Source organism: Parasedimentitalea huanghaiensis (assembly GCF_009753675.1).
Taxonomy (GTDB): Bacteria; Pseudomonadota; Alphaproteobacteria; order Rhodobacterales; family Rhodobacteraceae; genus Parasedimentitalea; species Parasedimentitalea huanghaiensis.
In genome coordinates this window covers 397,144-410,615 of record NZ_WQLV01000002.1, presented here as the reverse complement: position 1 = coordinate 410,615, position 13,472 = coordinate 397,144, and the positions used below count along the sequence as shown (strand labels likewise).

Here is a 13,472-nt window from a genome sequence, read left to right as displayed (position 1 = left end):
CCTCAGGGTCGCGTCATTGACGCGGCCCTTCATCGTCGTTCAAAGTTTCAACCAGATGCTGTGTCTTGTCTGGATTGCGAACCACGTAGATCCGGTGGATCTTACCGTCTACAATTTCCAAAGCAGTGGTCTGAACAATCCCATCAATCTCGCGACTAACGATGGCTGGCAAACCATTTAGCTGGCAGAGCTTCCAGTGTTTTGGAATAAATCCATCCAGCTTGCGCGACAGCCCCTCGAAGAACCGCACCACGTGATCCTGGCCGACAATTGGATTGAGCGCCGCAATCGCCTTGCCGCCACCGTCCGAGATCAGTTGCACATCTTCGGTCAGCAGCTTCGCCAATACAGAGGTGTCACCCGACTTGGAGGCCATGAAAAAGGCTTCGACCATCGCCGCGCCTTGTTCATCATCTACTGCTGCCCTTGGCTTGGATTCCTGCACATGCCGACGGGCGCGCGTGGTGAGTTGTCGACAGCTGGCTTCGCTACGCCCTAGGGTCAGGGCCACCTCGTCGTAATCGCAGTCAAACACATCATGCAGCAAAAACGCCACTCGTTCGAGCGGTGTTAGCCGTTCCAGTGCGAGCAACAAAGCCACCGAAACATCATGATCCAGCGCCTCAACCGAGTCATCGGTCAACACGGGCTCTGGGAGCCATTCGCCGGGGTAAACTTCGCGTTTCACTCGCGCTGACTTCAACTGGTCCAGACAAAGGCGTGTGGTGATCCGCATGAGATATCCAACCGGATCGCGCACCGTATCCATAGCGACGGTTTGCCAGCGCAAATACACTTCCTGCAGGATGTCCTCGGTATCACTGACGGTGCCCAGCATACGATAGGCAGCCGCGAACAATCGCGGCCGCGCATCCAGAAACATATTTGCTTCAGGGGAGTTCATAGGTGTCACGCAGCATTTGCCTCCTGCGCGGCAGGATGTGGGGTAGAAAATGCGATTGCAAGCCGGTTCCACGAGTTGATCGCTGTGATGGCTAGCGTGACGGCCACTTGTTCGTGTGGTGTGAAATGTTCAGTCAGGGTTTTGTAATGCCCGTCAGGCGCTCCCTGTGTTTCTACGCGGGTCAGGGTTTCAGTCCAGGCCAGCGCCGCGCGTTCGCGATCCGAATACAGCGAGGATTCTCTCCAGGCGTTCAGCAGGTGCAGCCGATCCTCACTTACACCACCCGCGCGGGCATCATTTGTGTGCATGTGAATGCAATAGGCGCAACCGTTGATCTGCGATGCGCGCAGCTTGATCAGTTCTTTCAAACTGAATTCCAGCTCTGTTCCATCCAATGCTTTTTCCATTTCAAGCAGCGGTTTAATCAGTTCTGGAGCGGTGGAGTATTGGTCAAGACGTTGAGACATAAGCTGTTCCTTTTTGATGGCTCAGGAACAGGACGAAGCAGCAACACGGTTTGTGACATGTGGCCGGAAATAAATTGGGGCACCCGGTTTGGGTGCCCCTGAATTTCTAGCGTTTACCGTAGTACAAGCCGACCACATGCTCGGCCTCAGCAAAGAACAGCCATCGCGAGCAGGCTATTCCAGCCAGATGCGATAGCACGGCAATGGCGGCCATTGTGTGCTTCAGCATCAGACCTTCGAATGGGACCAGTAGCAACAGGATCGGCAGCGCAAAGCCCAAACCAAACCCGATCATTCGCAGTTTCTGACTGTGCTTGCGGCCCACCACATGCACAAATTCACGCAGCAGATAGTTTGATCCAGTATGCGGTGGCTCAAACGCACGCACTGCGCCACGATCCCCCAAACCGGTGGCCGTCCCCATTGTAGTTCCCGACTCGGCAAAGGCTTTATCGCCGTAGGACCAATAACCCAGCTGCACCATCCCTGCGATGATCAGCAGGGCGGTTGCCATGGTCTCTTGTCCGGCCAGCAATGCGCCGCCAGCAAGCGAAAAGCTGATGAACATCGCTGGGGTGAGCGGCATGTTCCAGCGCGGAATAGTCTTTAACTGGGCGTAGATCATCGATGTTGTGAAAACTGTCGCCAAGCTAAGAACCGCACCAATCACGCCGAACAGGGTCCATTGGGTGTCCAGAAACACAGTACCAATAGCGTAGAGCCCCATCACCAACAGAGCACCAACCGCACAACAGCCCTCGCGGCTCAGCCAGCTGGTTTTCCACTGGCTGAATGCCTTCATGGCGCGTTCTGGATGGCCAAGGTGAAAGGTCGAGGCCAAGAGCCCGCCGACTGCCAGTGCATAGGCAATGGCAAAGAACACAAAAGATACCATGCCGGTCACATCGGGCATGCCAAGACCAAGGAAGAACAGCAACCCAAAGCCAAGCCCGGATAGGGTGGTGAAGAGAATAACAGAAGGGGCCGGATGCATTAGTTTGCTCCTTCGGTCGAGTTGCCGGGTAGCTTGTCGAGCGCCTTATCCAGCCAGCCCAAAAAGCCGCCTGCTTCCTCAGCAACCGGGGCCAGCAAGGGGGCTAGGATATCAATCTGGTCTTCCATCTGATCCTTAGGGCGCGGTGGCAGGTATTTGTTCACCGGCTTGGTGCCCATTTCAGGCATCAGGTCCATGCCTTCACGCTCGGCCACCAGCTTGGATACGTCACTGTCCGGATCACCCAGATCACCAAAATGTCGCGCGCCCGCGGGGCAGGTGCGAACACAGGATGGAATGCGGTCTTCTTCGGGCAGGTTGTCGTTGTAAATCCGATCTACGCAAAGCGTGCATTTCTTCATCACCCCTGCAGCCAGATCCAATTCGCGTGCGCCATAAGGGCAGGACCAGGCGCACAACCCACAACCAATACAGTCACTTTCATTGACCAGCACAATGCCATCCTCGACACGTTTGTAACTGGCGCCGGTGGGGCAAACGGTGACGCAGGGCGCATCTTCGCAATGCAGGCAGGATTTCGGGAAGTGGATCAGCTGTGCGGCTGGGGCTTGTTCAGAACCACAGGGTTTTGGCTGCACCTCAAACGAATGCACGCGGTTCAGGAAGGTGCCCGACGGGTCACTGCCATAAGGGTCCTGATCGGACAGTGGCGCACCATAGTTTTCAGTGTTCCAGCCTTTGCAGGAAATCACACAGGCGTGGCAGCCGACACAGGTGTCTAGGTCAATGACCAGCCCCATCTTGCGGTCAGTGGCGTTTGGTAGCTCGGTCATGTCAGCAGACCCCTGCAGTAGGCTTGAGCGAAGGCTAAGGCGCTGCCCCAGACCCCGGGATATTTGTGGCTAGATGAAGTTCGGATCATTTCCCCACCTTCCATTTGAGTTCTTCAGGCCCTGTGCCAATGGGTGATTTCATTGGGGGGAAGACCGGCTGGCTTTCTGCGATATCATCAGGCGCGCCGACTTTTTCGATCTTCACTTTCAGGTCGAACCAAGCGGCTTGCCCGGTGATTGGGTCCGAGTTTGCCCATCGCATGCCGTCGCCTTTGGATGGCAACAATTCGTGGATCAGATGGTTCAGCAGGAAGCCCTTGGTGGCCTCTGGTGCGTCTTCTTCCAGAGCCCAGGCGCCCTTGCGTTTGCCGATGGCATTCCAGGTCCAGACCGTATTGTCGTTCAGCGCTGCCATTTCCATCACTGGGACGATGATTTCACCGTGGGGCGAGGACACCTTGGCCCAGTCGCCATCCTGCAACTGATTTTCGCGCATCAGCTTGGTCGGCACATAAAGCGGGTTGCGGCCGTGTAGCTGACGCAGCCAGGCGTTCTGGGTGCCCCAGGAATGATACATTGCCATCGGGCGCTGGGTCAGAGCGTTGATGGTATAACCTTCGTTGCCGGTTTGGTCCGTCTCGTACCAGATCGGCAAGGGGTCCATCGTGTCCTTGATCCGCTCGCGCAGGTGCTCGGGTGGTTGGCGTTCACCGTGGCCTTCGGCAGCCAGCTGGAATTTGCGCATGGGTTCAACATAGAGCTGGAACAGGTAGGGTTGCGGGCTGTCAAAAATACCCATGCCAACGGCCCAATCCTGATAGGCCATGTTCCAGGGTTTGTAATAGCTGGCCTCGGTCGGGATGTGTTCGACAAAGAAACCGCCGTTTTCGATGTATTTGTCCAGCTGATCCGGGTTGACCTCGCCACGTCCTGCCTGATCGCCATCTTTGCCCCGGAACCCAGCCAATGGGCCGATGCCCGGTTTGCGTTCGTGATTGACGATATAGTCGGCGTAATCTTGCCATTTGGCGTTGCCGTCCTCATCGGTAAAGCCGGGCAGTTTCATCTTGTTGGCCAGTTGCACCAGCACAGTTTGGAAGCCGCGCACATCACGGTCTGGCTCGATCACCGGCCAGCGGATCGCATCCGCCGCGCCATCCGCTTCGCAGATCGGGCGATCCAGCAGACTGATGCAATCGTGCCGCTCCAGATAGGTGGTGTCTGGCAGAACCAGATCAGCATAAGCCACCATCTCTGACGAATAGGCATCCGAATAGATGATGTTCGGGATTACATAGTCCCCGTTCTCATCCTTGTCCGTCAGCATCTCCATCACGCCACGGGTGTTCATGGAAGAGTTCCATGACATGTTGGCCATATACATGAACAGCGTATCAATCTTGTACGGGTCACCCGCATGGGCATTAGAAATCACCATATGCATCAGCCCGTGGCTAGACATGGGGTTTTCCCAGGTGAACGCCTTGTCGATTCGCGCAGCAGTACCATCGTTCTTGAGCGCCAGATGTTCCGGGCCGTGGACAAAGCCAAGGTGCGGGCCATCCAGCGGTTTGTTCGGGGCGACACGGCAGTGCGGGGCAGGGTGTGCTTCAACCGGCTTGGGGTAGGGGGGCTTGAACCGGAACCCTCCGGGCACTTCGACCGTGCCAAGAATGATTTGCAGGACATGCAATGCGCGACAGGTCTGGAAGCCGTTGGCATGGGCCGAAACCCCGCGCATCGAGTGCATGGCCACGGGGCGGCCAATCATCTTGTCGTGTTTTTCACCGCGAAAATCGGTCCACTCCTGATCCAACTCAAACGCCTCGTCAAAGGCGACGCGGGCCAGTTCGGCCGCAATGGCGCGGATGCGTTTTGCCGGGATGCCGCAACGCTCGGCTACGGCCTCGGGGGCATAGTCGTCTGACAGATAACGTTGGGCCATCAGCTGGAAAACGGACACATGGGTGATGCCATCCAGCTCAAACGATCCGCCCAGATCCGGGCGCACACCGTGCATGTCAAACGGGGCCAGCTTGCCGGTTTTTCGGTTGATCACCAGTGGTGCACCGTGGTCGTCGCGTAGGAACAGCCCATAGTCAGGACTATCAGGGTCTTGATTGACCAGCACTGGTGCGTTGGTGAACTGGCCAAGATATTCCAGATCGATCTTTCCGGCCTTCATCAGGCAATGCACCATCGACAGGATGAACAGACCGTCGGTACCGGGTGTGATACCAACCCATTCGTCAGCAATGGCGTTATAACCCGAGCGGATTGGATTGACGCCAATCACCTTGGCACCACGTGCCTTGATTTTTCCCAGGCCCGCTTTGATTGGGTTGCTGTCGTGATCTTCGGCGACACCGAAAAGCATGAACAATTTGGTATAGTCCCAGTCGGGCTGTCCAAACTCCCAGAACGCACCGCCCATGGTGTAGATGCCTGCGGTGGCCATATTGACCGAGCAGAACCCGCCATGTGCTGCGTAGTTGCAGGTGCCGAAGTTCTGCGCCCAGAAGCTGGTAAAGCTTTGTGACTGATCGCGCCCGGTGAAAAACGCCAGCTTTTCAGGGTTGTCTTTGCGGATCGGCTCTAACCGGCTGGCAGCGATTTCCAGCGCCTCGTCCCAGCTGATTTCCTCAAACTCACCAGACCCACGTGGCCCAACCCGTTTCAGCGGAGCCTTGAGCCGCGAAGGTGCGTTGACCTGCATGATACCGGCCGATCCCTTGGCGCAAAGCACGCCCTTGTTGACCGGGTGGTCGCGGTTGCCTTCGATATAGGCGACCTTGCCATCCTTCATATGGACGTTGATGCCGCAACGGCAGGCACACATATAGCAGGTGGTCTGGCGCACCTCGTCCGAAACCTTGGGCGAGGTATCAATGATCGGCTGTTGGTGCGTCATGATGGATCCTGTTTGGGTTTTTCTTGCTGCACAGCGATAAATTCCGCAATTGTTGGCTGAAATTGGGAAGGTTTTCCAGTCCCGGTTGTCAATCGCCGTCGTCCGTTCTTTGGGATTGCAGCACGGTCACGGCAATCATCTGGGTGACATCTTCGGCGCTGCAACCACGCGATAGATCATTGGCGGGTTGTGCCAGACCCTGCAGGACCGGGCCAATGGCGGCATATCCACCCAGGCGTTGGGTCAGCTTGTAGCCGATGTTACCTGCGTCCAGATTGGGGAAGATCATCACATTGGCCTGTCCTGCCACTTGTGATCCGGGCGCTTTGCTTTCACCAACTGACGGCACAAAGGCCGCGTCGAACTGCATCTCGCCGTCAACACTCAGCTCTGGATGGGCCGCGCGTAGAGCTGCGGTTGCGGTTGTGACCTTGTCGATAGCCGCGTGGCTGGCGCTGCCCATGGTGGAAAACGACAGCATGGCGATCTTGGGTTCGCTTCGCAGTAGGGTCCGACAACTTTGGGCCGAGGCCCCGGCGATTGCCGCCAGTTCCGTGGCTGACGGATCAATCACCAGCCCGCAGTCCGAGTACAGCATCGCCCGACCGCTTTCGGCGTTTTTGGGTGGGTACATCAGGAAAAAGCTGGACACCATGGCAGCATCTGGGGCCATGCCAATGACTTGAATTGCGGTGCGTACGACATCCGATGTGGTGGCCACCGCGCCGCCAACGGTGCCGGTTGCGTGTCCGCAGCGGACTAACATGGCAGCATAGACCAGCGGAGTTCTCACCGCTTTTTGGGCCGCCGCTTGATCAATGCCTTTGTGCTTGCGCAGCTCATAAAACGCTGTTGCAAATTCATCCGAGAGTTCTGAAATCTCAGGATCGTGAACGGAAAGACTGCTTGCAACAACACGTCCGCCAACAGCCTCTAGCGTGGCTTCAACTTCGGCGGTTGGGCCTATCAGAATGATATTGGCCAATTCAGCCTCAACAGCGGCCAGTGCACCAGCGACCACGCGTGGGTCACTGCCCTCGCTCAATGCAATGACGGGGCGGCTATCGGATGGCGTGGCCTTCAGCAGTTCCACAGGGTTCAGAATTGTAGTCATACAATCACCCTCACGATGTTGAGAACGGAAAACCCGGTCAGCAGCAGAACCACCACCTTGCGGAATTGATCTTGCGAGGTGGCCGAGAACTTCAGGCTACCAGCCCAGATGCCCGAGCCAAGGATGGGAAAGCCCAGTGCGATGCCAGTCACAGTGCCAGCACCAACCAACCCATGTGACGCCATTACTGGCAGGGTCATCAGGTCAATGCCGGTTAGAAAGACAATCATGGTGGCACGGAAAACGGCAGGCGGGACAGGCTGTGTGGATAGAAACGCGGCAACGGGAAGGCCACCAACGCCAGCGCTGTTGGCGATGCCGGACACCATTCCAACAGCAATATTGCCCTTGGGACCAATCTGGCGTTCCAGCCGCCAGCCACTCAGAAGGATCAGGCTCAGCACAAGGATCAGGGCGGAGATGGCGATGCGGGCCTCTTGCTCACCCAGACGGGCCATGATGGCCACAGCGGGAACAACAGCCACAGCAGCGCCGCCCAACAATGCGATGGTTCGCTTCCAGTCAATATGCGCCCGAATGCCACGCGCCTGAAACAGCGTCATGGCGATTTCGCAACTGAATACGACGGGGATCAGGGGCAGCGGGTTTGTCACCAACGCAGCAAGAATGATAAAAATGGCAGAAAATCCAAAGCCGGAAAAACCTCGGATATAGGCCGCCACAAACAGTGCGGCGGCCAAAAAGGCCCCTTGGCCGGTGGTCAGGTCAAAGGGCAGTGTCATAGGCTCAGGCGCCTTTTTGCGGACGCATGTCGTCGGCCGAGATGCCAGCAACCTCAACCGGGTTCTTCATCGCATCGCGACGGAAGGGTTCCCCCAGTTCCTGGTTGATCATCGCTTCGATCAGAGTGGTGATCCCCTGTTTCTGATCTTCACAAGCCTGACGCAGGGCATCGGTCAACTCGTCCATGGTGCGGGCGACAACGCCTTTCAGGCCACATGCATTGGCGATACCTGCATAAGACACTTTGGTGTCCAGCTCGGTGCCGACAAAGTTGTCGTCGAACCACAGTGTCGAGTTACGCTTTTCGGCGCCCCACTGGTAGTTGCGGAAAACAACCTGGGTCACACCCGGCCATTCTTCGCGACCAATGGCGGTCAGCTCGGTCACAGCGATACCAAAGGCACCATCGCCCGAGAAGCCAACAACCGGAACGTCTGGGCGGCCGATTTTCGCGCCAACAACCGCTGGCAGACCATAGCCACATGGGCCGAACAGACCTGGTGCCAAGTATTTGCGGCCTTCTTCGAACGAAGGATAGGCGTTGCCGATGGCACAGTTGTTGCCGATGTCGGACGAGATGATCGCATCTGCAGGCAAGGCTGCCTGAATGGCACGCCATGCTTTACGTGGGCTCAGCCAGTCCGGCTTGGCTGCACGGGCGCGCTGGTTCCAGGTGGTGCCGGGGTCGTCCTGCTCGTCATCCATTGACGACAGTTCCTGCGCCCATCCTGATTTGGTGGTGGCGATCAGGTCTTTGCGCGATGCGCGACCTTCGTCACCGGCAGTGCCCGACAGCTTGTCGAGGATCGTGGTTGCTACAGTTTTGGCGTCACCTACGATACCCACGGTGACTTTCTTGGTCAGGCCGATGCGGTCAGGGTTGATGTCGACCTGAATGATCTGAGCGTCAGTTGGCCAGTAGTCGATGCCATAGCCTGGCAGTGTCGAGAACGGGTTCAGGCGTGTGCCGAGGGCCAGAACAACGTCAGCCTTCGAGATCAGCTCCATAGCGGCCTTGGAGCCGTTGTAGCCGAGGGGGCCAGCGTGCAGTGGGTGCGAACCGGGGAAGGCGTCGTTGTGCTGGTAGCCACAGCAAACCGGGGCGTCCAGACGCTCGGCCAGTGCGATGGAGGCTGGGATTGCACCGCCGATGACAACACCAGCACCGTTCAGGATAACGGGGAACTTGGCGCCGGACAGCAATTCAGCAGCCTGATCCAATGCCGCGGCACCACCCTGTGGGCGCTCAAAGTCGACGATGGCTGGCAGCTCGATGTCGACAACCTGAGTGAAGTAATCGCGTGGAACGTTGATCTGGGCCGGGGCACTCTGGCGCTTGGCTTGCATGATCACGCGGTTCAGGACTTCGGCCATACGGGTCGGGTCACGCACTTCTTCCTGGTAGCAAACGCAATCAGCGAATGCGTTCATCTGTTCCATTTCCTGGAAGCCACCTTGTCCCATGGTCTTGTTTGCGGCTTGCGGTGTCACCAGCAGCAGCGGGGTGTGGTTCCAGTACGCGGTTTTCACAGCGGTCACAAAGTTGGTGATGCCGGGGCCGTTCTGCGCGATCATCATCGACATTTTGCCGGTGGCACGGGTGTAACCGTCAGCCATCATGCCGCCGGATCCTTCGTGGGCGCAGTCCCAGAAGGTGATACCAGCTGGCTCAAAGATGTCGGAAATCGGCATCATGGCCGAACCGATGATACCAAATGCATGTTCGATGCCATGCATCTGAAGTGTTTTTACAAAGGCTTCTTCGGTGGTCATTTTCATGTGGGGTGCTCCTGATGAGACGCCGAAAGGGCCGACAAAATGTCGGGGATTGCATCTGGTCTAAATTGTGGGGCAGTCCGCAGTTAGGGCCAGTTGTGGCGGCGGATTAGGGCCAGTCTCAGCCGGACTGCAGCGCCTTGGCCAGAAGGGCCAAGCCAGGTTCGATGCGACTCTCTGCAATCGAGGAATAGCCAAGCCGATAATAGTTCTGCTGCCGGTTGTTTTGGGCAAAAAATGGCGCGCCGGGTTCGACAAGAACGCTTTGCGGCATAAGGCTACGGGCCACCGCTGCCATGTCGACATCTGGCTCGGCCTGCATCCACATGGAGGATCCTCCATAAACGCCACTGCCCGCAATGGTTAGCCCATGTTCGGAGATGGCCTCCTCCATCACCGTACGGCGTCGATGCAGGGTCTTGGCTGTGCGGCGTATCTGGGCGTCGTAATGACCCAGAGACAGGAAGTAAGCCACCGTACGCTGGATATGGCCGGGTGCGTGGCGCAGTACTGTGGCCCGCAGGGCGCGGGCCTGACGAATGAAGGGTTCAGACCCAACCAGATAGCCCAGCCTTAAACCCGGAAACAGAGATTTTGAAAAACTGCCGACATAGACAACGCGACCATCGCTATCCAGCGACTTCAGGGCCGGGGATGGGGGGGCCAAGAACGACATTTCAAACTCATAGTCATCTTCGACGATGATCGCATCAATATCGCGGGCGCGGTCCAGCAAGGCACGGCGGCGTTCCATCGGCATGGTAGCCGTTGTCGGGCTCTGATGGCTGGGAGTGGAAAATATGACATCGGTATCGTCCGTGATCAGATCCGGCGGCAGCCCATCGCGGTCTACTGGAATGGCATCAACCTGACATCGGCTGTGGGCCAGCTGGTCGCGCAATGTGTAGTAGCAGGGATCTTCTATGGTGGCATTGCGGCGACTGTTTAGCAGGATTTGTGTGACCAGCCACAAGGCGTTCTGCGCGCCCAGTGTAATCAGAATTTCCTCGGGGCGGGCCGTGATGCCACGGCGGGGCAACGTGTGGCGGGCGATGTATTCGATCAATAACGGGTCGTCCTGATCAAAATAGTCGGTTGTCAGAGCTGCAAAATCCTTTTGTCCCAGTGCCCGCAGCGCGCAGAGACGCCAGTTGGCATGGTCAAACAGGGTTGGGTCGGCCTGACCGTAGATAAACGGGAATTTGTAGTCCCGCCAATCCTGCGGCTTGCGGGGGGTATCCCCCCCGGTGAACTGCCGTGCCATAGCCCGCGACCAATCCACGGTTTCTTCTGATTTCTCAGGCGGCGTGTAACTGGGGGGAACCGGTGCGTTTTCCGATACAAAATACCCAGATCGTCCGCGCGAGGTCAGATAATCATTCGCCAACAATTCGGTATAGGCCAGTGTCACCGTGATTCGGCTGATGCCCAGATGCGTTGCCAGTTTGCGTGAAGAAGGTAGTTTTTCCCCGACATGGAAGCGTCCCGACAGAATACCTTCGGCGATCATCTGCTGGATCTGCGCCTGCAGAGTGCCGTGCGCCTTGGGGCTGAGGAAGAAAGTGTCGACGGAAATAGCCATGCGGGAAACCTTGGGTTGGACCTAACCTGGGTGCGATCTGGACTTAACTTGTCGGGCAAAAAAAGATGGATTGCTAGAGTGAAAATAAAACTATAAAACTAGTTTTATCGAATCAATTGGAGTTCCGATGATGTTATGGGAAGAGGCAGCGCAGGGTTTTGCTGCAATGGGATCCGAATCACGACTGCAGGTTCTGCGCTGTCTGATCCGGGCAGGCCACGACGGGTTGCTGGTGCATGAGATCCAGGAACGCAGTGGCATCGCGCCCTCAACACTGGCGCATCATCTGAAATTTCTCACCGGTGCGGGCGTGGTCGAACAGGAACGCAGTGGCCGTTCAACCGTCAATCGCGCCAACTTTGATCAACTGGAACAGCTGGCAAACTTCATCCTCAGCGAATGCTGTGCGGATTCATCAAGCGAGGCAAAGAGCAATGACTGACGTAACACAGATTTCAGGCCGGGGCCGCGATCTGGCCAAATGGCTTAAAACACCCTGGGCCCTGATCGTGGTGATCCTGACGCTGGTTGCCGTGCTGGATCCCGGTAACTTCATGGCTGTTTTGCAGTTCGCTGCAACTGCGCTGGTCAGTACAGGCCGCTATATTCTTTTTGCAGTGTTGCTGCTGGCTTACCTCAAAGCCACAGGGGCAGAGGTGATGGTGGCGCGCGCCTTTGAAGGTCGCGAGGTCCGGATGATTTTTATGGCAGCTCTGTTTGGTGGATTGGCGCCATTTTGCTCCTGCGAAGTGATTCCCTTTATCGCCGGCCTGTTGGCACTGGGTGCGCCTCTGTCTGCTGTTATGGCATTCTGGCTGTCCTCACCCCTGATAGATCCGCCAACCCTGTTGATCACAGCAGGCGCGCTTGGTTGGCCCTTTGCCATTGGTAAGGCCATTGTAGCCGTTGCATTGGGCTTGTTTGGTGGCTTTGCGATCAAGGCCCTGATGAAGGGTGGGTTGTTTGCCTCTCCCCTGCGCAAAGCGCCGAGCACCGGTTGCGGCTGTGGTGGCCCAAAGCTGGACACAAAACCAGTTTGGAAGTTCTGGCAGGAACAGCCCCGCCGCGATCACTTCAAAGCCGAGTTTGTCTCAAACGGGATCTTCCTGTTGAAATGGCTGGCGCTGGCCTATGTGCTCGAAGCGCTGCTGGTCTACTATGTTCCCGCAGATCTGATTGCCACGTTGGTTGGTGGTGAGGGCGTGGTGCCTATTGCCATCGCAGCTCTGGTTGGGATGCCTGCCTATCTGAACTCTTATGTCGCGCCGCCCTTGCTGGCTGGCCTGATCGATCAGGGCATGAGCAATGGTGCGGCGATGTCGTTTATGGTTGCTGGCGCGGTCAGCTCTATCCCGGCGATGTTGGCTGTCTGGTCGCTGGTGAAGCCACAGGTCTTTGCCACCTATCTGGCTTTGGGTGTCAGCGGCGCCATTGTGTCTGGAGTTGTGTTTCAGTTGATTTGAGAGTGACCTGGTGAAGGTGGGGGCTTTGCCCCCGCCGCGGCAGGCCGCGGCTCCCCCAGGATATTTTTGGCTAGATGAAGGCGGATAGAAGTAGCGTTATGAACTGGCGTGCCGCTGCATTTGAAACTCCAGATGTGCCTTGCTGGTAGGCCATTCAGCGGCGGTGATGGAATAGACAGCAGTATCGCGAATGGTGCCATTCGCCATGATCATATGGGCCCGCAGGATGCCATCGGGTTTGGCACCCAGCCGTTCAATTGCACGTCGACTTTGGTGATTGATAACATGGGTGCGGAATTCGACGGCGATGGCATTCAGTGTTTCAAAAGCATGCCTTAGCATCAGTAACTTACATTCGGTATTCATCCCGGTCCGCTGTACTGATTTGCGGTACCAGGTCGAGCCAATTTCCAACCTGTGATTGATGTGGTCGATGTTCATATAGGTGGTCATGCCAACAGCGCGATCATTTGCATCAAGAATGGCAAAGGGCACCATGCTGCCGCTTTCACACAGGGCGAGGCGTCGGTCGATCTCAGCTGCGACACCATCGGGGGACGGTATGGCCGTGTACCACAGTTTATGCAGATCTCCGTCGGCGCTGGCCTCAGCCAAGTCTGCTGCGTGGTCATGCGTGAGGGGGACAAGGCAAACTGAGCCGCCTTTTAGTGTGACTGGGGTCGCCCACATTTGGATCGGTCCTTTTCCAGAGGTGTCGTCTTA

Annotated in this window: 12 protein-coding genes; 2 read left to right on the top strand and 10 right to left on the bottom strand. The window is 57.0% G+C overall.

Going from position 1 to position 13,472, the window contains the following annotated elements:
• Window positions 1-13: 13 nt before the first annotated feature.
• The 9 genes from GO984_RS05700 to pdxR all read right to left on the bottom strand — a co-directional run bounded on the left by GO984_RS05700 (window position 14) and on the right by pdxR (window position 11,286).
• Window positions 14-904: a sigma-70 family RNA polymerase sigma factor gene (locus GO984_RS05700; protein ID WP_157021578.1), complete on the bottom strand. Its 891-nt coding sequence runs from the start codon at window positions 902-904 to the stop codon at window positions 14-16.
• Between the two features lie 5 nt (window positions 905-909).
• Complete coding sequence (locus GO984_RS05695) at window positions 910-1,371, bottom strand: carboxymuconolactone decarboxylase family protein (protein ID WP_157021577.1); 462 nt, start codon at window positions 1,369-1,371, stop codon at window positions 910-912.
• A 106-nt stretch (window positions 1,372-1,477) separates the two neighbouring features.
• Window positions 1,478-2,365 carry a dimethyl sulfoxide reductase anchor subunit family protein gene (locus GO984_RS05690; RefSeq protein ID WP_157021576.1) on the bottom strand — a complete coding sequence of 296 codons (888 nt, stop codon included), beginning with the start codon at window positions 2,363-2,365 and terminating at the stop codon, window positions 1,478-1,480.
• A complete protein-coding gene (locus GO984_RS05685) occupies window positions 2,365-3,159 on the bottom strand; it encodes a 4Fe-4S dicluster domain-containing protein (protein ID WP_157021575.1) in 795 nt (264 codons plus the stop codon). Before GO984_RS05685 ends, GO984_RS05690 begins: the two co-directional genes overlap by 1 nt.
• Window positions 3,160-3,244: 85 nt before the next feature.
• The gene (locus tag GO984_RS05680; protein WP_157021574.1) at window positions 3,245-6,070 is read right to left on the bottom strand and encodes a molybdopterin oxidoreductase family protein; all 2,826 of its coding nucleotides are present in this window, start codon (window positions 6,068-6,070) and stop codon (window positions 3,245-3,247) included.
• A gap of 88 nt (window positions 6,071-6,158) precedes the next feature.
• Complete coding sequence (gene pta / locus GO984_RS05675; protein ID WP_157021573.1) at window positions 6,159-7,184, bottom strand: phosphate acetyltransferase; 1,026 nt, start codon at window positions 7,182-7,184, stop codon at window positions 6,159-6,161.
• Window positions 7,181-7,927, bottom strand: a complete 747-nt coding sequence (locus tag GO984_RS05670) for a TSUP family transporter (protein WP_157021572.1) — start codon at window positions 7,925-7,927, stop codon at window positions 7,181-7,183. Before GO984_RS05670 ends, pta begins: the two co-directional genes overlap by 4 nt.
• A gap of 4 nt (window positions 7,928-7,931) precedes the next feature.
• Entirely contained in the window at window positions 7,932-9,707 is a 1,776-nt protein-coding gene (xsc, locus tag GO984_RS05665; RefSeq protein ID WP_157021571.1) for a sulfoacetaldehyde acetyltransferase, read from the bottom strand.
• Between the two features lie 118 nt (window positions 9,708-9,825).
• Window positions 9,826-11,286 (bottom strand): MocR-like pyridoxine biosynthesis transcription factor PdxR, encoded by a 1,461-nt coding sequence (gene pdxR, locus GO984_RS05660; protein WP_157021570.1) that lies wholly within the window; start codon window positions 11,284-11,286, stop codon window positions 9,826-9,828.
• A gap of 130 nt (window positions 11,287-11,416) precedes the next feature.
• Between pdxR and GO984_RS05655 the strand changes: the two genes are divergently transcribed.
• Together GO984_RS05655 and GO984_RS05650 are read left to right on the top strand one after the other, a co-directional pair.
• The gene (locus GO984_RS05655; RefSeq protein ID WP_157021857.1) at window positions 11,417-11,728 is read left to right on the top strand and encodes an ArsR/SmtB family transcription factor; all 312 of its coding nucleotides are present in this window, start codon (window positions 11,417-11,419) and stop codon (window positions 11,726-11,728) included.
• The gene (locus tag GO984_RS05650) at window positions 11,721-12,749 is read left to right on the top strand and encodes a permease (RefSeq protein WP_157021569.1); all 1,029 of its coding nucleotides are present in this window, start codon (window positions 11,721-11,723) and stop codon (window positions 12,747-12,749) included. Before GO984_RS05655 ends, GO984_RS05650 begins: the two co-directional genes overlap by 8 nt.
• A 96-nt stretch (window positions 12,750-12,845) precedes the next feature.
• On the opposite strand, the gene GO984_RS05645 is transcribed toward GO984_RS05650, so the two are convergent.
• Window positions 12,846-13,439, bottom strand: coding sequence for a GNAT family N-acetyltransferase (locus GO984_RS05645; RefSeq protein ID WP_157021568.1), 594 nt, complete (start codon window positions 13,437-13,439; stop codon window positions 12,846-12,848).
• Between the last annotated feature and the right edge of the window lie 33 nt (window positions 13,440-13,472).